The sequence below is a fragment of the Streptomyces sp. ATCC 21386 genome (genome assembly GCF_018728545.1).
Taxonomy (GTDB): Bacteria; Actinomycetota; Actinomycetes; order Streptomycetales; family Streptomycetaceae; genus Streptomyces.
Map to the genome: position 1 here is coordinate 664041 of NZ_JAAVVL010000001.1, position 20248 is coordinate 684288.

At 70.3% G+C, this 20248-nt stretch carries 19 protein-coding genes; 16 read left to right on the forward strand and 3 right to left on the reverse strand.

Features of this window, described 5'->3' with window-relative positions:
* Nucleotides 1-25 precede the first annotated feature (25 nt).
* Entirely contained in the window at nucleotides 26-937 is a 912-nt protein-coding gene (locus GWK25_RS02870) for a hypothetical protein (RefSeq protein ID WP_215448346.1), read from the reverse strand.
* A gap of 71 nt (nucleotides 938-1008) precedes the next feature.
* Between GWK25_RS02870 and GWK25_RS02875 the strand changes: the two genes are divergently transcribed.
* From GWK25_RS02875 to ilvD, 4 genes are all read left to right on the forward strand, one after another.
* A complete protein-coding gene (locus GWK25_RS02875) occupies nucleotides 1009-1962 on the forward strand; it encodes a Ppx/GppA phosphatase family protein (RefSeq protein ID WP_215448347.1) in 954 nt (317 codons plus the stop codon).
* A 243-nt stretch (nucleotides 1963-2205) separates the two neighbouring features.
* On the forward strand, nucleotides 2206-3027 hold the full coding sequence (locus GWK25_RS02880) for a sugar phosphate isomerase/epimerase (RefSeq protein ID WP_215448348.1): 822 nt from the start codon (nucleotides 2206-2208) through the stop codon (nucleotides 3025-3027).
* On the forward strand, nucleotides 3024-3641 hold the full coding sequence (locus GWK25_RS02885; protein ID WP_215448349.1) for a TetR/AcrR family transcriptional regulator: 618 nt from the start codon (nucleotides 3024-3026) through the stop codon (nucleotides 3639-3641). The genes GWK25_RS02880 and GWK25_RS02885 overlap by 4 nt, the downstream gene beginning before the upstream one ends.
* A gap of 144 nt (nucleotides 3642-3785) precedes the next feature.
* Nucleotides 3786-5639 (forward strand): dihydroxy-acid dehydratase, encoded by a 1854-nt coding sequence (ilvD, locus tag GWK25_RS02890; RefSeq protein WP_215448350.1) that lies wholly within the window; start codon nucleotides 3786-3788, stop codon nucleotides 5637-5639.
* 220 nt (nucleotides 5640-5859) lie between these two features.
* Here the strand turns inward: ilvD and GWK25_RS02895 are convergent, their stop codons facing one another.
* Nucleotides 5860-8439 carry a serine/threonine-protein kinase gene (locus GWK25_RS02895; protein ID WP_215448351.1) on the reverse strand — a complete coding sequence of 860 codons (2580 nt, stop codon included), beginning with the start codon at nucleotides 8437-8439 and terminating at the stop codon, nucleotides 5860-5862.
* A gap of 217 nt (nucleotides 8440-8656) precedes the next feature.
* On the opposite strand from GWK25_RS02895, the gene GWK25_RS02900 reads away from it, so the two are divergent.
* The 5 genes from GWK25_RS02900 (at nucleotide 8657) to proC (ending at nucleotide 12512) form a co-directional block, all read left to right on the forward strand.
* Nucleotides 8657-8998 (forward strand): SH3 domain-containing protein, encoded by a 342-nt coding sequence (locus GWK25_RS02900; protein ID WP_215448352.1) that lies wholly within the window; start codon nucleotides 8657-8659, stop codon nucleotides 8996-8998.
* 136 nt (nucleotides 8999-9134) lie between these two features.
* Nucleotides 9135-9704, forward strand: a complete 570-nt coding sequence (locus tag GWK25_RS02905; RefSeq protein ID WP_215448353.1) for an EamA/RhaT family transporter — start codon at nucleotides 9135-9137, stop codon at nucleotides 9702-9704.
* Nucleotides 9705-9806: 102 nt separating this feature from the next.
* The gene (locus tag GWK25_RS02910) at nucleotides 9807-10595 is read left to right on the forward strand and encodes a class I SAM-dependent methyltransferase (RefSeq protein WP_215448354.1); all 789 of its coding nucleotides are present in this window, start codon (nucleotides 9807-9809) and stop codon (nucleotides 10593-10595) included.
* A gap of 233 nt (nucleotides 10596-10828) precedes the next feature.
* Nucleotides 10829-11587 carry an ABC transporter permease gene (locus tag GWK25_RS02915; protein ID WP_215448355.1) on the forward strand — a complete coding sequence of 253 codons (759 nt, stop codon included), beginning with the start codon at nucleotides 10829-10831 and terminating at the stop codon, nucleotides 11585-11587.
* 112 nt (nucleotides 11588-11699) lie between these two features.
* Nucleotides 11700-12512, forward strand: coding sequence for a pyrroline-5-carboxylate reductase (gene proC / locus GWK25_RS02920; protein ID WP_215448356.1), 813 nt, complete (start codon nucleotides 11700-11702; stop codon nucleotides 12510-12512).
* A 12-nt stretch (nucleotides 12513-12524) separates the two neighbouring features.
* Here the strand turns inward: proC and trpS are convergent, their stop codons facing one another.
* Complete coding sequence (trpS, locus tag GWK25_RS02925) at nucleotides 12525-13520, reverse strand: tryptophan--tRNA ligase (RefSeq protein WP_215448357.1); 996 nt, start codon at nucleotides 13518-13520, stop codon at nucleotides 12525-12527.
* A gap of 625 nt (nucleotides 13521-14145) precedes the next feature.
* Between trpS and GWK25_RS02930 the strand changes: the two genes are divergently transcribed.
* From GWK25_RS02930 to GWK25_RS02960, 7 genes are all read left to right on the forward strand, one after another.
* Complete coding sequence (locus GWK25_RS02930; RefSeq protein WP_215448358.1) at nucleotides 14146-14790, forward strand: HAD family phosphatase; 645 nt, start codon at nucleotides 14146-14148, stop codon at nucleotides 14788-14790.
* 77 nt (nucleotides 14791-14867) lie between these two features.
* A complete protein-coding gene (locus GWK25_RS02935) occupies nucleotides 14868-16106 on the forward strand; it encodes an MFS transporter (protein ID WP_215448359.1) in 1239 nt (412 codons plus the stop codon).
* The gene (locus tag GWK25_RS02940) at nucleotides 16057-17232 is read left to right on the forward strand and encodes an acetoin utilization protein AcuC (protein WP_215448360.1); all 1176 of its coding nucleotides are present in this window, start codon (nucleotides 16057-16059) and stop codon (nucleotides 17230-17232) included. Before GWK25_RS02935 ends, GWK25_RS02940 begins: the two co-directional genes overlap by 50 nt.
* A gap of 205 nt (nucleotides 17233-17437) precedes the next feature.
* Entirely contained in the window at nucleotides 17438-18253 is an 816-nt protein-coding gene (locus GWK25_RS02945; RefSeq protein ID WP_215457162.1) for a phosphatase, read from the forward strand.
* 129 nt (nucleotides 18254-18382) lie between these two features.
* Complete coding sequence (locus tag GWK25_RS02950) at nucleotides 18383-18595, forward strand: helix-turn-helix domain-containing protein (RefSeq protein ID WP_007443703.1); 213 nt, start codon at nucleotides 18383-18385, stop codon at nucleotides 18593-18595.
* Nucleotides 18596-18763: 168 nt separating this feature from the next.
* Nucleotides 18764-18862: a 30S ribosomal protein bS22 gene (locus GWK25_RS02955; protein WP_003948845.1), complete on the forward strand. Its 99-nt coding sequence runs from the start codon at nucleotides 18764-18766 to the stop codon at nucleotides 18860-18862.
* Nucleotides 18863-19170: 308 nt separating this feature from the next.
* Nucleotides 19171-20238: an NAD-dependent epimerase/dehydratase family protein gene (locus tag GWK25_RS02960; RefSeq protein ID WP_215448361.1), complete on the forward strand. Its 1068-nt coding sequence runs from the start codon at nucleotides 19171-19173 to the stop codon at nucleotides 20236-20238.
* Nucleotides 20239-20248: the final 10 nt, after the last annotated feature.

Consider the following 20248-nt stretch of genomic DNA (forward strand, 5'->3'; position numbering starts at 1 on the left):
CGTTCCCGTCCGCCCGCCAACGCGCTTACCGGCCCGCAGGCTCCGCCGGACCGGTCGGATCCGCCGGGTGCGGTGCAACCAGGGGCAGGCGGGACGCCAGTCGCTGTTCGCACAGCTCGACCAGGCGGTCGTACCCCTCCTTGCCCATCAGCTCGATCAACTCCGGGCGGTACGACACGTACACCGGGTCGCCCGCGCCGTGCGCCGACGTCGCCGAGGTGCACCACCAGTGCAGGTCGTGACCGCCCGGGCCCCAGCCGCGACGGTCGTACTCGCCGATCGACACCTGGAGCACCCGTGTGTCGTCGGGCCGGTCGATCCAGTCGTACGTACGGCGGATCGGCAACTGCCAGCAGACGTCCGGCTTCGTCTCCAGCGGCTCGCGCCCCTCCTGGAGCGCCAGGATGTGCAGCGAGCAGCCCGCGCCCCCGGCGAAGCCCGGGCGGTTCTGGAAGATGCATGACCCCTTGTACGGGCGGGTCTGACGGTCGCCGTCCTCGTCCTTCGAGACCCAGCCCGTCTCCGTGCCCACATCGTGGAACTGCCAGATTTCCGGAGTGAGCCTCGCCACATGTTCGGCGACGCGCTTCTCGTCGTCCTCGTCCGAGAAGTGGGCACCCAGAGTGCAGCACCCGTCGGCCGCCCGGCCCGCCTGGATGCCCTGGCAGCCGCTGCCGAAGACGCAGTTCCAGCGAGAGGTCAGCCATGTCAGATCGCAGCGGAAGACCTGCTCGTCGTCCGCCGGATCAGGGAACTCCACCCACGCGCGCGCGAAATCGAGCCCCTTCTCGTCCGGCGCCGTGGACTCCGCCGAGCCCTTCGTCGACTTCGGTGGTCTGGTCGCCGCCTTCGCCCGCGAAGAGCCGCCGGCCGCAGCCGTCCCCGACGCCGCTCCCGCTGCCGACTTGTCGGCCTTTGCCTTTTTCGTCTTTGGCACGCGTCCAGGGTACGGCGCCCGAAGCCGCATCGAGGACGGCGCACGCCTCCGCTGGCAGTAGCGTTCCGTACATGAGACTCGGTGTCCTCGACGTGGGATCGAACACGGTGCATCTGCTGGTGGTGGACGCACACCCGGGCGCGCGCCCCCTGCCCGCGCATTCGCACAAGGTGGAGCTGCGCCTTGCCCAACTCCTCGACGAGGCCGGGGCCATCGGCCCCGAGGGGATCGACAAGCTCATAGCCGTCGTCCACGAGGCGCTCCAGGCCGCCGAGGACAAGGGCGTCGAGGAACTGCTCCCGTTCGCCACGTCGGCGGTGCGTGAGGCCAGCAACGCGGACGACGTCCTCACCCGTGTCAAGGACGAGACCGGCGTGGAACTCCAGGTCCTCACCGGCGCCGAGGAGGCCCGGCTGACCTTCCTCGCCGTCCGCCGGTGGTTCGGCTGGTCCGCCGGCAAGCTCCTCGTCCTCGACATCGGCGGCGGCTCGCTGGAGATCGCCTACGGCATAGACGAGGAGCCCGACGCCGCCGCCTCGCTGCCCCTGGGAGCCGGCCGCCTCACCGCCGGCTGGCTCCCCGGCGATCCGCCCACCCCGGACGACATCCGCTCCCTGCGCCGCCATGTCCGGGCCCAGATCGCGCGTACCGTAGGGGAGTTCAGCCGCTTCGGGGCCCCCGACCACGTCGTCGCCACGTCCAAGACGTTCAAGCAGCTCGCCCGTATCGGCGGCGCCGCCCGCTCCGCCGAGGGCCTCTACGTCCAGCGCGACCTCAAGCGCGACGCGTTGGAGTCCTGGGTTCCCAAGCTCGCCGGCATGACCACCGTCCAGCGGGCCGCCCTGCCCGGAGTGTCCGAGGGGCGGGCCAACCAGCTCCTCGCGGGGGCGTTGGTGGCGGAGGCCGCGATGGATCTGTTCGAGGTGGAGACGCTGGAGATCTGTCCCTGGGCGCTTCGGGAGGGTGTGATCCTTCGGCGGTTGGACCACATGGGTACGGCGCAGGGGATCGGTGGCCGGGCGTGAGGAGCAGGGAGGGGGCAGGTCACGTGGGGTGCGTTGTCGGGTGCGGCTCCGGTGGGGGTTCTCGCGCAGTTCCCCGCGCCCCTCAGAGCAACGGCCCCTGCGGGCCTTGAAAAGCACAGGGCGCAGCCCCTGTTTTTCAAGGGCGCGGGGAACTGCGCGACCAGTCGCAGGCGACGCGTGGCCGCCGACGGGCAGGCACCCCGACGGCGCACGGGCGAGGCCTCACCCCGTAGGCTGTGCCGCGTGGCAGAACCCGTACGGATCCCGGACGCGAAGGTCGCCCTGTCCACGGCCTCCGTGTACCCGGAGTCGACGGCCACGGCCTTCGAGATCGCCGCACGCCTCGGGTACGACGGCGTGGAAGTCATGGTCTGGACCGACCCGGTCAGCCAGGACCTCGAGGCCCTGCGCCGCCTCTCCGACTACCACCAGATCCCCATCCTCGCCGTTCACGCGCCCTGTCTCCTGATCACCCAGCGTGTGTGGTCCACCGACCCGTGGGTCAAGCTCCAGCGCGCCCAGGCCGCCGCGGAGAAGCTCGGCGCGAGCACCGTCGTCGTCCACCCCCCGTTCCGCTGGCAGCGACAGTACGCGCGTGACTTCGTCACCGGGATCTGGCGGATGGCGAACGAGACGGACGTCCGGTTCGCCGTCGAGAACATGTACCCGTGGCGCTACCGCGACCGCGAGATGCTCGCGTACGCCCCCGACTGGGACGTCACGAACGACGACTACCGGCACTTCACGATCGACCTCAGTCATGCCGCGACCTCCCGCACCGACGCCCTGGACATGGTCGACCGCATGGGTGACCGACTCGGCCATGTGCACATGGCGGACGGCAGGGGGTCGGCCAAGGACGAGCACCTCGTCCCCGGCCGCGGCAGCCAGCCCTGCGCCGAGCTGCTGGAACGTCTCGCCCGGAGCGGTTTCGACGGCCACGTCGTGATCGAGGTCAACACCCGCCGCGCCATGTCCGCCGCCGAGCGCGAGGCCGACCTGGCGGAGGCGCTCGCGTTCACCCGGCTGCATCTCGCCTCCGCCGCGCGGGTCCCCCGCCCGTGACCCCGGCCACCCCGCGCCGCAGGGGCCGGCCCTCCCGTACGGAATCGGCCGACACGCCGGCCGCCCGCGACCGCATCCTGACGGCGGCCCGCGAGGAGTTCTCCGAGCGCGGCTACGACAAGGCGTCCGTACGCGGCATCGCCAAGGCCGCCGGGGTGGACTCGGCCCTGGTGCACCACTACTTCGGCACGAAGGAGCAGGTGTTCGAGGCCGCCATCACCCTCTCCTTCGGCCCGGCCATGCAGGCTCCGCAGGCCGTCGAGGAGGGCCCGCTCGACGACGCCGGCGAGCGGCTCACCCGGTTCGTCTTCGGCGTCTGGGAGAACCCGACGACCCGTGCGCCCCTGCTCGCGATCGTCCGTTCCGCCGTGAACAACGAGGCCGCGGCCGCCGTCTTCCGCCGCATCATCGCCACGCAGGTGCTCCGCCGCATCGCCGACCGCCTGGACGTACCGGACGCGGAGCTGAGGGCGGAACTGGCCGCCGCGCAGCTGGTGGGCATCGCGATGCTGCGGTACGTGATCAAGGTGGAGCCGTTGGCGTCGGCGGATCCCGAGCAGATCATCGCAAGGGTGGCTCCCGTGGTGCAGGCACACCTCACCGCACCCTCCTGAGGGCAGGGGCAGGGGCAGGGGGCCGGGCGCGTACTCGAAAACCGAGACGGGCGTCCCATATTCCGGTCATCGTGTCCATCCCCTGGATGACCGGCGTACGCTCGACTTCAGTCATTACTCTCCGAAGGAGCGAGGCGAGCGACGATGCCCGAGCTGAGGTCCCGCACAGTCACCCACGGCCGCAACATGGCGGGCGCCCGCGCCCTTATGCGCGCCTCCGGTGTACCGGGCGCGGACATCGGCCGCAAGCCGATCATCGCGGTCGCGAACTCCTTCACCGAGTTCGTGCCGGGCCACACCCACCTCCAGCCGGTGGGCCGGATCGTCAGCGAGGCCATCCGCGAGGCCGGCGGCATCCCCCGCGAGTTCAACACGATCGCCGTGGACGACGGCATCGCGATGGGCCACGGCGGCATGCTGTACAGCCTCCCCTCCCGCGATCTGATCGCGGACTCGGTCGAGTACATGGTCGAGGCCCACTGCGCCGACGCCCTGATCTGTATCTCCAACTGCGACAAGATCACCCCGGGCATGCTGAACGCCGCCCTGCGGCTCAACATCCCGACCGTCTTCGTCTCCGGCGGCCCCATGGAGTCCGGCCGGGCCACCCTCGTCGACGGCACGGTCCGCACGCTCGACCTGGTCGACGCGATCTCCGACGCCGTGAACGACAAGATCTCGGACGAGGACATCCTCCGTATCGAGGAGAACGCCTGTCCGACCTGCGGCTCCTGCTCCGGCATGTTCACGGCCAACTCGATGAACTGCCTGACCGAGGCCATCGGCCTCTCCCTCCCGGGCAACGGCTCCGTCCTGGCCACGCACACGGCCCGCAAACAGCTGTACATCGACGCGGCCCACACGGTCATGGACATCACCCGCCGCTACTACGACCAGGACGACGAGACGGTCCTGCCGCGCTCGATCGCGAACTTCGCGGCCTTCGAGAACGCGATGGCCCTCGACATCGCCATGGGCGGCTCCACCAACACGATCCTGCACCTGCTGGCCGCCGCCCAGGAGGCGGGCGTCCCGTTCGGCCTGAACGAGATCGACGCCGTCTCGCGCCGCGTGCCGTGCCTCGCGAAGGTCGCGCCGAACGTCGCCAAGGACCGCACGTACTACATGGAGGACGTGCACCGCGCCGGCGGCATCCCGGCCCTGCTGGGCGAGCTGCACCGCGCGGGCCTGCTCAACGAGGACGTGAACTCCGTCCACAGCCCCTCCCTCGCCGACTGGCTGAAGACCTGGGACGTGCGCGGCGGCTCCCCGTCCCCCAAGGCCGTCGAGCTGTGGCACGCGGCCCCCGGCTGCGTCCGCTCCGCCGAGGCGTTCTCCACCTCCGAGCGCTGGGACACCCTGGACGAGGACGCCGAGGGCGGCTGCATCCGCTCCGCCGAGCACGCCTACTCCAAGGACGGCGGTCTGGCGGTGCTGAAGGGCAACCTCGCCGTCGACGGCTGTGTGGTGAAGACGGCCGGCGTCGACGAGTCGATCTGGACCTTCGAGGGCCCGGCGGTCGTCTGCGAGTCGCAGGAGGAGGCCGTCCAGAAGATCCTGCTGAAGGAGATCAAGGAAGGCGACGTCGTCGTCATCCGCTACGAGGGCCCCAAGGGCGGCCCCGGCATGCAGGAGATGCTCTACCCGACCTCGTATCTCAAGGGCCGCGGCCTGGGCAAGTCCTGCGCCCTGATCACCGACGGCCGTTTCTCCGGCGGCACCTCGGGCCTCTCCATCGGCCACGCCTCGCCCGAGGCGGCCGGTGGCGGCACGATCGCCCTCGTCGAGGACGGCGACCGCATCCGCATCGACATCCCGAACCGTTCGATCGAGCTGCTGGTCGACGACGCCGAACTGGCCCGCCGCGAGCAGGCCCTGCACGGCGTCTACGCCCCGAAGAACCGGGAGCGCAAGGTGTCGGCCGCGCTGCGCGCCTACGCCGCGATGGCCACCAGCGCCGACAAGGGCGCGGTCCGGGACGTCAGCAAGCTGGGCTGAGGACCGCCGCCGTCCGCCGTCCCGCACGACGGCAGTGGTCGCACGAAGCGACGGTCGCACGAAGTGACGGCCGCACGAAGCGACGGCCGCACGAGTTCGTACGAATGAGGGCCGTTCCCGGGTGGGGACGGCCCTCGGTCGTGTCAGGGGTGCGTACGGGCCGTGGGGCCGGTCGGCGTCTCACCAGTTGACCAGCTCACCAGCTCACCAGCTCACCAGCTCACCAGCTCGCCGGCTCGGTTCCGTCCAGGCCGAGCACGGTCCCGTCGAGCGCCCCTGCGCAGACTCGGCCGTCGATCACCACCGGCTGGGGCAGGGCGCCGCTGAGGCGGTCCGACTCGCCGAGCCGTGCCGGTGTGTCCCCGCTGATCCGTCCCTTGCGCACGTCCACCGCGAGCACCCGGCCGTCGGACGAGGTGAAGTACACATACCGGTCGCCGACGACGGGCGTCGAACTCCGCGCGACCCCCGTCTCGGTCCGCCACAGCTGCGCGCGGGCCTTCATGTCGACGGCCACGAGCGCGCCGCTCGCGCCGCTCAACAGGTACACGACGTCACCCCGCACCACCGCATGCGCCTGTTCGAGCCGCACAGGCAGCTCGACCCGGACGGTCTTCCCGGTGCCGGGGTCGTACCGGACCACGGCGACCGTGTCGGGGTAGGCGCCCCCGATCGCGGCGAAGAGGAGGGAGCCGTCCTGGGCCCCCACGGGTTCCAGGTGACCGTCCAGCCGGGCGTCCCACCGCACGTCGCCCGTCTCGGGGTCCACCGCGGTGACCCGGGTCCGAGCGCTCGTCCCCTCGCCGGTGACGCTCGCCACGTAGGCCGACCGGTCACCGTCGAACGACGTGAAGTACGCCTCCGGCTGCCCCGGGATCCGACGGGTCCACTCGATGTCGCCGGTGGCGCCGTCCACCCCGGTGACCGTTCCGTCGGCGGAGGTCAGCAGCAGCATGCCGCCCGCGAACCGCTGGGCGGCGTACGCGGAGACGTCCAGCTCCCACCGCACCTTGCCGGTGTGCGGATCGAGCGCCTGGACCCGGCGGTTCTGGTCCGTCAGTACGTGCACCAGCCCGCCCGCCTCGACGGGCGGGGCACCCGTGCCGGGCGCGCCGACGCCTTTGACGGTGTGCCGCCACAGCACGCTGCCGTCCGCCGGATCCAGCGCGGAGACCAGCTCCGGCTGGGAGCAGAGCAGCTTCCCGGCCCCGTACGAGCACTGCGGCACGCTGCCGTTCTTCGCCGCGGGCTTGGTGGCCCACGCTTCGAGCGCGGGTGCGGCGGCCGCGGCACGACTGGCCCGGGGAGTGGCCGCGGCCCCGTCCGCCCGCCCGCCGTCGCCGCCCAGCATCCGCGCCGAGACGAACCCACCACCCGCGACGAGCACCAGCGAGGCGGCGACCAGCACGGCCCGCCGACGCAACCGCCGGCCGGCTGAAGCGGCCCCGCGCCCAGGCCCGCCGTCGCGGGACGCCCCGGACTCACTCCGCCCATCACCGCCACCTGCGCCGGAGCCCGGGCCTGTGTCTACTTCGGTGCCGGTGCCGGTGCCGGTGCCGGTGCCGGTGCCGGTGTTGGTCTTGGTGCGGGTGCCGGAGTTCTCGGCCTCCCCCCGTCCAGCATTCGTGTCCCCGTACTCTCTGTTGCTGCCGTCCCTGCCGTCCCTGCCGTCCCTGCCGTCCCTGCCGTCCCTGCCGTCCCTGCCGTCCCTGCCGTCCCTGCCGTCCCTGCCGTCCCTGCCGTCCCTGCCGTCCCTGCCGTCCCTGCCGTCCCTGCCGTCCCTGCCGTCCCTGCCGTCCCTGCCGTCCGTGCCGTCTGCGGCATCTCTGTCGGCGGGGCGGCCTGGGGGACGGTCGGCGGCTCGGTCGGAGGCCGGGACGGCCGTAGCCCACCCCGCCCCTCGTCTCTCCTTCTCCCGCTCCCTCTCCCGTTCCCGGTCCCGCTGGCTCGGTATGAAGCTCTGCGTGTCGTACGAGGCCGCCACGGACCGGAGTTCATGCATCAGCTGGTCCGCGGTGGGCCGGTCGTCGGGCTCCTTCGCGAGGCAGGCGCGGACGAGCGGCGCGAGGTTGTCGGGCACGCCGGTGAGGTCCGGCTCGTCGTGGACGACCTGGTAGGCGACGACGTAGGGGCTGTCGGAGTCGAAAGGGCCGCGCCCGGTGGCCGCGTGCACGGTCACCGAACCGAGGGCGAAGATGTCGGCGGCGGGACCGACCTCCCGGGGCCGCCGGAACTGCTCGGGGGCCATGAACGGCGGCGTGCCGATCAACTTGCCGGTCTCCGTGCGCAGTTCGCTGTCCTTCGGCCGGGAGATACCGAAGTCGATGACCTTGGGGCCGTCCTCGGCGAGCAGCACGTTGCTGGGCTTGAGATCCCGGTGCACCACGCCGGCGCGATGGATGTCGCGCAGGGCCTCCGCGAGTCCGGCCATCAGCCGCCGCAACTGCCCGGGCGGCATGGGCCCGTTCCGCTTGACGTGCTCGGCGAGGGTGGGGCCGGGGATGAAGAGGGTGGCCATCCATGGCCGGGGGCTGTCCGTGTCGGCGTCGACGACAGGCGCGGTGAAGGCACCGCTGACCCGCCGGGCGGCGGCCACCTCCTGCCGGAAACGGCCCCTGAATTCGGGGTCCTTGGCGAACTCGGCATGCACCACCTTTACCGCGAGCCGCCCCGAGGTCGAGGTGGCCAGATGGACGACACCCATGCCGCCGGACCCCAGACACGACTCCAGGCGGTAGTGACCGGAGTACTCGGGAAGTTCCGCTTCCGCTCCCGACCCGGTGCCCCGCTGCGGTGCCATGGGTCCACCCCCGTGCTGTTTCGGCCGCTCTCGCGACGCTCGGAGCCTAGTCGATGACATCTACGGGACAGAGGCGGCTTGCTAGCCTTCGCGTGCGAAAAACGCACAGGTGTGCGTGTCCTGATTCAGGGGTATCAAAGGGTCCCCGTGGCTTGCATGGGGACCAAACGGGGTCAGTACGGGTTTCAAAACAGTTTCAAACGGGGGGAGTTCAGCCATGTCTGTCGAGCATGCCGAAGAGATCACGGGCGACGGCGAGGGGGAGCAGAGCGCCACGGTGGCGGTCACTGCGGCGGCGGTCACCGCGGCGGTCCGGTACTACTCGGTCGCGCCGGATGTCCGCGTCAACGTCCGCAGCGGCCCCAGCACGAGTTACGGCATCGTCCGCGTCCTCTCCGAGGGCGCCAGGGTGCCGATCTACTGCCAGACCCCGGGCCAGACCATCTCCGGTCCGTACGGCACGACGAACCTCTGGGACAACATCGACAACGGCCAGTACATCTCCGACGCGTACGTCTACACCGGCAGCGACGGCTACGTGGCCGGCCGCTGCGGCTGACCCGAAAGGGAAAGCCGGCACACCGCACGCGGAGAGACAGCTCGCCGCGGTTCCCCGCACACGGGGTACCGCGGCGAAGCACCACAGCCACGTTGCCGCCGCCCAGCCCATGTCGACCCGGGGCGATAATCGACGCGTGAGCGATGAACCGAAGAACATCCGGGCGGAGCGGCGGGAGAGGCAGGCGCAGCAGGAGTCGGCGGAAACGCGGGAGCGCCAGGCGCCCTCGGCGGCCGAGCCCACCCCTACGGGCCCTCGTCCCGAACCCATCCGTTTCTTCGGGACGACCTGGCTGAATCACGACGGCAACTATTCGGCCCGTCGTGTCGGCGTCACAGCGGGCTCGCTCGCCGCCGTGGTCGCCTCCGCCCTGATGCTGCGCCTGGCCTACGAGGGCCTGCAGCTGGCGGCGGTCGGCGGCTTCGTCAGCATCCTGGTCGTGATCATGTTCGCCGTCTGCAGTGCGCTGGCCTTCGGCCACACCTGGGGCTCCTACACCAAACGTCCCGACCCGGACCGCCAGTCCTCTCTGCGCGGCCTCCTCGCCATCGGCTTCCTGGGCTCCCTGACCGCCTACTTCCTTCGCTCCCTGAAGGAGGCCCCGGGTGAGGCCCTCCACCGCGAGGAATACACGACGGCCCGCGACCAGTACGACCGCCGCACAGCCAAGCGCACCGGCAACCCGGCGAAGCGACGCCGCCCCTGACGCGGCACCCCTCAGGGACCCGGGGAACCGCGCGAGCGGCCAGGGGCGGCGGGGCCGACAAACTCCTCCCCAGCACCCCCCACCGCAAGTCACGATGCCCCCATGACCACCTCACGCCCTCACCCCTCCCACACCACCCGAGCCCACTCCTTCAACACCGCCGCAGCCCAGTACGCGGCGAACCGCCCCTCCTACCCACCCAGCCTCTTCGACACCGTCGAAGCCCTGTCCCCCCGCCCGCTCCGCGGCTCCCGCACCGTCGACGTAGGCGCCGGCACGGGCATCTCCACCGCTCTCCTCCACGGCCGAGGCGCCCGGGTACTGGCCGTCGAACCCGGCGCGGGCATGGCCGCCCAGTTCCGCCGCTCCCACCCCCACATCCCCGTCGTCCGAGGCGACGGCAACGCCCTCCCCGTCGCCACCGCCTCCACCGACTTCCTGACCTACGCCCAGTCCTGGCACTGGACCGACCCCTCCCGTTCGGTTCCGGAAGCCCTCCGCGTACTGCGCCCCGGCGGCGTACTCGCCTTGTGGTGGAACACCGACGCCGTCGACATCCCCTGGATCGCCGACGCCACCACCCGCATCCACCGCTTCCTCGGCGTGGACCCCGGCACCCCGATCGAGAAGAGCGGTTCCGGTGCGCCCGCCGCCCTCACCGACACCGTGGGGCTGCTCGACTTCACCCGCCGCGAACTCCGCTGGAGCCGCGAGGTCTCCCTCGACACCCATCTGGCCAACATCGCCAGCCATTCGGCGTTCCTGGTGCTGGGCGAAGACGCCACCGCCGAGTTCCTCACCGAGGAACGAGCCCACCTCCGCAGGCTCTTCCCCACCGAAACCATCGAGGAGACCTACGACGTGGACCTGCTACTGGCCATCCGCCCCTGAACCAGCCCCCTTTGCGGCGCCGCGCTTCATACGATCACCGCCGTCAGGGGCAGCGCACCGAGCACCCCGCACAGCACGTTCCCGCGCTCCCCATCGCCACCGGGGCCACACCACAGCTCGCCCCTGGATGCAGCCACCCCTCCCTTGACGGCGCCCCCACCTCTGCGCAATATTCATCACATGATGAATTACTCTCCAGGGGGGACTCCACCTCCCCCCCGACCTCGCACCCCATGCCCCCACACTCCAGGGCCCTCAGCTACTCCCGCACGACCGCCACCGCCGCCCGAGTCCTCCGCCAACTCGGCCACGACCCCCGCACGATCGCCCTGCTGATCCTCATCCCGTGCGTGATGCTCTTCCTGCTCCGCTACGTCTTCGACGGCAACCCACGCGTCTTCGACTCCATCGGCGCCTCACTCCTCGGCATCTTCCCGCTGATCACGATGTTCCTGGTGACCTCGATCGCGACCCTGCGCGAACGCACCTCCGGCACCCTGGAACGCCTCCTCTCCATGCCCCTCGGCAAGGGAGACCTCATCGCCGGCTACGCCCTGGCCTTCGGCACCCTGGCGATCATCCAGTCCGCCCTCGCCACCGGCCTGGCCGTCTGGTTCCTCGACCTCGACGTCACCGGCTCACCCTGGCTCCTCCTGATCGTCGCCCTCCTCGACGCCCTGCTGGGCACCGCCCTCGGTCTCTTCGTCTCGGCCTTCGCCTCCTCCGAGTACCAGGCCGTCCAGTTCATGCCGGCCGTGATCTTCCCCCAGCTCCTGCTCTGCGGCCTGTTCACCCCGCGCCCCGAGATGCACCCGGCGCTGGAAGCCGTCTCCAACGTCCTCCCCATGTCGTACGCCGTCGACGGCATGAACGAAGTCCTGCTGCACAGCGACATGACCGCCACCTTCGTCCGCGACGTCGCGATCGTCGCCGGCTGCGCCCTGCTGGTCCTGACCCTGGGAGCGGCCACCCTGCGCCGCCGGACGACCTGACGGCCACCCAGCACATGCCCGACGTTCCGCCCACCGGACACGGCAGCCGGACGCCCGCCCCCGGTGCGAGGATGGCCCCAGGACGACGCACCCCCCGGAGGGCACCCGCACCATGAGCCAGAAAGTCGCAGTCCTCGGCACCGGCAAGATCGGCGAGGCCCTGCTCAGCGGCATGATCCGAGCCGGCTGGGCGCCCGCGGACCTCCTGGTCACCGCCCGCCGCCCCGAGCGCGCCGAGGAACTCCGCACCCGCTACGGCGTCACCCCGGTCACCAACGCCGAGGCGGCGAAGACCGCGGACACGCTCATCCTCACGGTCAAGCCCCAGGACATGGCCACTCTCCTCGACGAACTGGCCCCGCACACCCCCGCCGACCGCCTGGTCGTCAGCGGCGCGGCGGGTATCCCCACCTCCTTCTTCGAAGAGCGCCTGGCCGCAGGCACCCCCGTCGTCCGCGTCATGACGAACACCCCCGCCCTCGTCGACGAGGCCATGTCCGTGATCTCCGCGGGCAGCCACGCGAGTGAGGCCGACCTCGCGCACGCCGAGGAGATCTTCGGCGCCGTCGGCAAGACGCTCCGCGTCCCCGAGTCCCAGCAGGACGCCTGCACCGCCCTCTCCGGCTCCGGCCCGGCGTACTTCTTCTACCTGGTCGAAGCCATGACGGACGCGGGCATCCTCCTCGGCCTGCCCCGGGACAAGGCCCACGACCTGATCGTCCAGTCCGCCATCGGCGCGGCCACGATGCTCCGCGACAGCGGCGAACACCCCGTCAAGCTCCGCGAGAACGTCACCTCTCCCGCCGGCACGACGATCAGCGCGATCCGCGAACTCGAGAACCACGGAGTACGCGCCGCACTGATCGCCGCGCTGGAGGCCGCCCGCGACCGCAGCCGCGAACTGGCCTCCGGCAACAACAGCTGACGCCGCCCACGGTCAACCGGCCAGAAGACCGATCGCCCGATACGCCTCATCCACCCTCGGTCGAGCCATCTCTCTGGCCTTCGCCGCCCCCATCCGCAGCACCCCCTCCACATACGCAGGATCCGCGCACAACGCCTTGTGCCTCTCCTGTACGGGCCTGAGGAGCTCGACCACGGCCTCTGCGGTGTCCTTCTTCAGTGCTCCGTACGATTCATATACACCGCTCAGGTCCTCGGGGTTCCCACCCTCACAGGCCGCGAGGATCTCCAGCAGATTCGAGAGCCCCGGCCGCCTCTCCCGGTCGTACACGACATCCCGCCCGCTGTCGGTCACGGCCCGCATGACCTTCTTCCGCACGACATCCGGTTCGTCCAGCAGATAGACGATCCCCGGCCCGACGTCGTCCGTCTTCCCCATCTTCGACGTCGGGTCCTGCAGGTTCATCACCCGCGCCCCGACCTTCGGAGAGGTGGCCCGGGGCACGACGAACGTCTGCCCGTACCGCTGGTTGAACCGCACCGCGAGATCCCGCGTCAGCTCCACGTGCTGTGTCTGGTCGTCCCCGACCGGCACCTCGTCCGTCCCGTAGGCCAGGATGTCCGCCGCCATCAGCACCGGATACGTCAGCAGCGAGAGCCGGACACTCCCGCCCCGTTCCCGCTCCCGCGCCGCCTTCTCCTTGTACTGGATCATGCGCCGCATCTCGCCGTCCGTGGCCACGCACTCCAACAGGTACGAGAGCCGCGCGTGCTCATCCACATGACTCTGCACGAAGACGGTGCACAGCTCGGGGTCCAGCCCCGACGCCAGCAACAGCGTCGCCGCCTGCCGGCTGAGTCTGCGCACCCGGGCCGGATCGTGGTCCACGGTCAGCGCGTGCAGGTCCACGACGCAGAACAGCGCGTCCGTCCGGTGCTGGTCGACCTCGGCCCACCGCCGCACGGCCCCCAGGTAGTTCCCCAGCGTCAGATGCCCTGTCGGCTTGATACCGCTGAAGACCCGTGTCATCTCTCCACCTCCTGATCAGGACCGCCGCCACCGGGCGGCCGACCCCCAGAAGGGAGAAACGAGAACGGCCGCCAGGGCGGCGGCCGTTGAGTACATACGTGAGTACGGCCGCCGTCAGGCGGCCCACCACTGCTGGCGACACGTACGCGTAGTCATGGGGGACAGGCTACGCCCGCGAGGGGCCGATCGGCAGCGAGTTGACACACCCCGGGCCGATACGTAGTGTTCTCCGGGTTGTCCGACGTGAGCGCCGACCTCGGTCGGTCCCCGGACAGCCATTCCGCAGGTAATCACCAACAACCGACGATCCGTCGTCGTGCCCTTGGCATGGGAATTTGCGAAATGAGGAATCCCCGTTCGAAAGGACGCAGCCCCGATTAGCTCGGGAGCCGGGAATCCGCTAAAGTCTCACTCGTCGGAACGGCCCAACAGCCGCGAAGACAACTCCCGCTGACTGGGAATCAGGCCCGAAAGGATCTGATAGAGTCGGGCGCCGATGGTACTGCAGGGGGGACCCTGTGGGAGAGTAGGACGCCGCCGAACAATTGTTGAGAAAGCCCCTGCCGGAGACCCGGCGGGGGCTTTCTGCATTTACGGGTGGTTTGGGGTCGCTTAGGGTCGAGCCATGCGCTACGACCTCGTGATCTTCGACAATGACGGTGTTCTCGTCGACAGTGAGTCGATCTCCAACCGGCTGCTGGCGGCCTTCCTGACCGAGTTGGGGTATCCGACCTCGTACGAGGACTCCATTCGCGACTACATGGGGTCGGCGATGCATCGGGTGCACGAGCTCGTGCTGGAGCGGACGGGCCGACCGTTGCCCGAGGACTTCGACGATGTCTTCCACGGCCGGGTCTTCGATGCGTTCGAGCGGGAGTTGCAGCCTGTTCCGGGCGTCGTCGACGTGCTGGAGAAGCTCGTCGCGGACGACGTGCCGTACTGCGTGGCCTCGTCCGGGAGCCATGAGCGGATCCGGGTGGGGCATCGGACGACCGGGCTGGACCGGTGGTTCGGAGCCGGGCTCGTGTTCAGCGCTCAGGACGTGGGGCGGGGGAAACCGGAGCCCGATCTGTTCCTGCACGCGGCCGCGCGGAGGGGAGTGGCTCCGGAGAGGTGTGTGGTGGTCGAGGACAGTCCTGCCGGGGTACAGGCCGGCGTGGCGGCCGGGATGGATGTGTACGGGTTCACGGGGATGACGCCCGCCGACAAGCTCGTGGGAGCCAAGGGGCACTTCTCGGACATGGGGCAGCTGCTGGATCTGCTCGTCTGAAGCCGCTCCGCACGCTTAGTTGAGCAGTATTCAACTTCCTCTACCCCTGAGTAGGCCCTGGCCCCTACTGTGCCGCCATGACAGATGTGCTGCGGCGCGGTAGGGCCGCGTTGGCGTTCAGCTTCTTCGCTCAGGGTGTCGCCTTCGCGTTGCTCGTGACGCGGATTCCGGCCATCCAGGACCGGTACGGGGTCTCCGACGCGCTGTTGCCCGCCTTCCTCGCCGCCGTGCCGATCCTCGCCGGGGTCGGCAGCGTCTGCACCGAGCACCTCGTGAAGAAGGTGCCGCCGAGCCTGGTGCTCCGGTGGTCCCAGCCCGTCGTGCTCCTGGCCCTGCTCGGGGTGGGGGCCGGCGAGCAGATGGTCGTGCTCGGTGCGGCCCTGGCGGCCTTCGGGCTGGCCGTCGGAGCGCTCGACGCGTCGATGAACATGCTCGGGGTGAGCCTGCAGCGGTCGTACGGGCGGAGCATCATGCTCGGCTTCCACGCGGTGTACAGCCTGGGCGGTATAGCGGGGGCCTCGCTGGCGTGGGTCGGGGCGCACTGGGATCTGGCGCTGCTGGTGTCGTATCTGCCCGTGGTGGTCGTGCTGTTGCCAGCGGTACTGCTCGGGAGCCGGTGGTACGTCGACGCCGGGCCGGAGGCGACCAAGGAGGACGCCGCACATGCTGAGGCGGGCGGGGCGAGCGGCGCGGGCGGGTCCGTCGCGTTCACGATGCTGCTGCCGCTCTGTCTGGTGATGTGCTTCGCGTACATCGGCGACTCGACCGTCTCCAACTGGAGTGCCAAGTATCTGCAGGACGTGCTGGGAAGCAGCGAGCAGCTCGCGACGGTGCCGTACAACGTCTACATGGTCACCACGCTGCTCGGGCGGTCCATCGGGGACTTCGGGGTGCGGCGGTTCGGGGCCGCGGCCGTCGTGCGGGCCGGGGCGCTGGTGGCGGCCGTCGGCTTCGCCGTGGTGGCGGGCGCGCCGGGGGCCTGGGTCGGCATGCTCGGGTTCACGCTGCTGGGGCTGGGGCTGTGTGTGCTGGTGCCGCAGACCTTCGCGGCGGCGGGGCGGCTGTTCCCCGGAGCTTCGGACGCGGCCGTCGCGCGACTGAATATCTTCAACTATGTCGGGTTCTTGATCGGTTCTCCGTTGGTGGGGGCCGTGGGGGACCTCTGGAGCTATCGCGGGGCGATGCTCATCCCCATGGCGTTGGTGCTGGTGACCCTGGTGTACGCCCGCTCGTTCGAAACTGAACCGGACCGATACGGTGGCGGGCATGAGCGGCCGCGCACAGCTGATGTGGGACGAGGCAGTAACGGGCTATGACTTCGGTCCGGACCATCCGATGGATCCGGTCCGGCTGGCGTTGACCCGGAGCCTGGTGACTGCCTTCGGGCTCGATCGGGAGATGGATGTCGTCTCGGCGAAGCCGGCCGGGGAGTCGACGCTGCGGCTCGTGCACCGCGAGGACTACGTGGCGGCGGTCCGGGCCGCGTCCGCCGACCCCGGGGGCGCGGACGGGGCGTACGGACTGGGGACCGTCGACGATCCGGCCTTCGCCGGGATGCACGAGGTGTCCGCGCTCATCGCGGGGCAGTCGGTGGGGGCGGCAGAGGCCGTGTGGCGCGGGGACGCGCTGCACGCCGTGAACTTCGCGGGCGGGCTGCACCACGCGATGCCCGGGGGCGCCTCGGGGTTCTGTATCTACAACGACGCGTCGATCGCCATCGCCCGGCTGTTGGAGCTGGGGGCCGAGCGGGTCGCCTATGTGGACGTCGACGTGCATCACGGGGACGGGGTGCAGGCGGCGTTCTGGGAGGACCCGAGGGTCCTGACGATCTCGCTGCACGAGCACCCCCGGACCCTGTTCCCCCAGACCGGGTGGCCCGAGGAGACGGGCGCCCCGTCGAGTGCGGAGGGGTCGGCCGTGAACGTGGCGCTGCCGGCGGGGACCGGGGACGCGGGGTGGCTGCGGGCGTTCCACGCGGTGGTGCCCGAGCTGATCGCCGACTTCCGGCCGCAGGTGCTGGTGACCCAGCACGGGGCCGATACGCACTTCGAGGATCCGCTGGCGCATCTGGCGGTGTCGCTGGACGCGCAACGGGCCGTGCAGGTCGCGTTGCACGAGCTGGCGCACGAGTACGCCGACGGGCGGTGGGTCGCGCTCGGCGGGGGCGGGTACGCGGTGGTGGACGTGGTGCCGCGGTCGTGGACGCATCTGGTGGCGATCGCGGCGGGGCGGGAGATCGCGCCGGAGACTGCGATTCCCGAGGAGTGGCGGCAGCAGGTGTTCGCTCGGACGCGGCAGTTGGCGCCGGCGCGGATGACTGATGGGCGGTGGCCTGTGGCTTGGGCGGGATGGGATGCGGGGTACGACCCCGCTGATCGGTTGGATCAGGCGGTACTGGCTGCGCGGAAGGCCGTTTTTCCGTTGCGGGGGTTGTTGCCGTAGAGGGCTTTCTCGCCCCGCCGCCCCTACCCGTCCCATCCTTCAGGGGGCTGCGCGCCCCCTTCGGCCCCCCCGTCAATGATCGGGGCTCCGCCCCGGACCCCGTTCGCGCAGTTCCCCGCGCCCCTGGAGGGGGCAGTTAGGCCAACTGTGTGGTGGGGCGGGAGTTTTCGGGGTGGGGGCGGAGGGCGTGCGTCAGCATCTGAGGGTGGTTGGCGGTGGGGCGTTGCGGGAGCACCTGGTGCGGTCCGGGCTGGCGGGGACTGTGGCCACCGCTCGGGAAGTGAGTCTGCGGAGTTATCGGTTGTTCGCGGCTCGTGATCCTCGGTTTCTGATCGGGATCGATCCGGAGATGAACTGGCGCCAGCGGGATGTGCTCGCTTTGATGGCGGAGAGGTGCGGGGTTTCGGCCGATCCTGGGTGTACATCCGGGCAGGATGTGATCGACCCGGAGTTGACGGTCGGGGCGCTGGACCGGTTCGCGGAACGGGTCGGGGCGGTTGCTCGCAGTGGTGGGCCGGTGCTCCTCGGGACCGGGCACCCGCATCGGCTGCTCGGTTTCTACGGCGCGTTGGCGGACGCTTTGTCGGCGGCGGGATGTGAGGTCCTCACCCCTGCGACGGGTAGACGTGTCGACATAACGACCCGGTTCGGTCTACGTACGTACAACCTCGACTACGTACGGGGCGTCGCTCTCGTCCGAGAGGCGCCCGCCCTGCGCTCCGGTTGTGCGACCGGCGTGCACACGCATTCACCGCTGCCGATTCGGACGGTTCTGGCGGCCGCCGCGGAGGCCGGCGGGCCGCTCCCGGAACTCGTGGTGGGAGACCATGGATGGGTCTGCGGGGCAGGTCAGCTGGGGTTCGAGGCGATCGGGCTCGCCGATACGGACGATCCTGCACTCTTCGTGGGGGAGGCGGAGGGGCGGGTGTCCGTCGCCGTTCCACTTGATGACGGTGTGCGGTCTGATTACTACCGACCGCTGACCCGCTACGTACTCAATCGGGCGTGTCTGTCACAGTAGGCCGCCGATGGCATCCCCTCTTCCCCACTCGCATCACCCGCCCCTACATTGGGGAGTGAGCACGCAACGACGAAGAGTCACCGGAAGGGGAAGCCGGTGGCCGTCGAGTGCGGAAGGTTCAGGTGTGTCATGGCTGCAGCTGGCGAGAGGCCTCTGAACGAGGTTCAGTTCCTGACCGTGGCGGAAGTCGCCGCGGTGATGCGCGTGTCGAAGATGACCGTGTACCGCTTGGTGCACAGCGGTCATCTGCCGGCGATCCGGGTGGGCAGGTCCTTCCGGGTGCCGGAGCAAGCGGTGCACGAATACCTCCGCGAGAGCTATGTGGGGGTGGAGACGGCCTGACGGCCATCGGGGCCGAGGGGCTCCCGGAGGTCCCGCGGGACCTCCGGGATACCCCCGGTTCCCCCTCGATTACGACCTCAGCGCTCGGACGGGTAGGCTGGCCCCTCGTAGGTCGTATGGGCCCATGGCGCCCAAACACCGAGTGATGAGAAGTGAGCGAGGGTAGTCGTGGGCTCTGTTATCAAGAAGCGGCGCAAGCGGATGGCTAAGAAGAAGCACCGCAAGCTGCTCAAGCGCACCCGCGTTCAGCGTCGCAACAAGAAGTAAGGCGGTCCGGCCCCGCGATCGGGGTCCTGGCCGGTCCCCCTCGCGTAAGGGGGCCGTACGCCTTGCTTTCTTGCGCGAGCGCTGTTGAAGAACGCGTTGCCGCGACCCCCCACCGGAACCGGTGGGGGGTCGCGGTGTTTCACCGGTCATTGTTTTTGCCGGTCATTGACGGGGTCGCGGTCACCACAGAGCAACATCGACCCGCTAACGTGGCCGCACACGGGGAACGCGGAGAACACGGGGAACGCGGCAGAGTACGAGCAGAGTTACGCCTGTGTGAGGCGACGGCTGGAAGGAAGGCGCTGATCTTGGGGAAGGTCGTGCTCGTCACCGGTGTGGCCCGTCAGCTGGGAGGCCGGTTCGTCCGGCGGATCCAGCGTGACCCGCAGGTGGACCGGGTCATCGCGGTGGACGCGGTGCCGCCGGGACACCATCTGGGTGGCGCGGACTTCGTCCAGGCCGACATCCGACAGCCCGCCATAGCCCGTCTGCTGGCCGAGCACAACGTGGACACCGTGGTGCACATGGACGTCACGGGCACCCCGCTGGGCAGCGGCGGCCGCGCCACGCTCAAGGAGACCAACGTCATCGGCACCATGCAGTTGCTCGGTGCCTGTCAGAAGTCCCCGTTGATCAAGCGGCTGGTCGTGAAGTCCAGCACCAACGTGTACGGTTCCGCTCCCCGCGATCCGGCCGTGTTCACGGAGACCACCCCGCCCAAGTCGCTGCCCAGCGGTGGCTTCGCCAAGGACACCGTCGAGGTCGAGGGGTACGTCCGTGGATTCGCCCGGCGGCGGCCCGACGTGGCCGTGTGCGTGCTGCGGTTCGCGAACATCCTCGGGCCGAGCGCCGATTCGCCGCTCGCCTCGTACTTCTCGATGCCGGTGCTGCCGACCGTGCTGGGCTACGACCCCCGGCTGCAGTTCGTGCACGAGGACGATGTGATCGAGGTGCTGCGGATCGCCTCGCACGAACCGGCGCGGGGCACGCTCAACAGCGGGACGTTCAACATCGCGGGCGACGGTGTGCTGCTGCTCTCGCAGTGTGCGCGGCGGCTCGGCCGGCCGACGGTGCCGCTGCTGATGCCGGCGGTCAGCTGGGTCGGCTCGATGGTCCGGACGCTGGGCGTCACCGACTTCTCGCCGGAGCAGCTGCGGCTGCTGACGCACGGGCGGGTCGTGTCGACCAACCAGATGCGCGAGACGCTCGGGTACCGGGCCAGATACACCACTGCGGAGACATTCGCGGACTTCGCGCGCAGCAGGGGGCCCGGCCTCCTGCCCCCCGAGGCCCTCGCTGGGGCCATCGACCGGATCGCCGCCCTGCCCGTGCCCACCGTGGGTGGCGGTCAACCCCCGACGCAGAGCGCCAACTGAGGAGCGCATC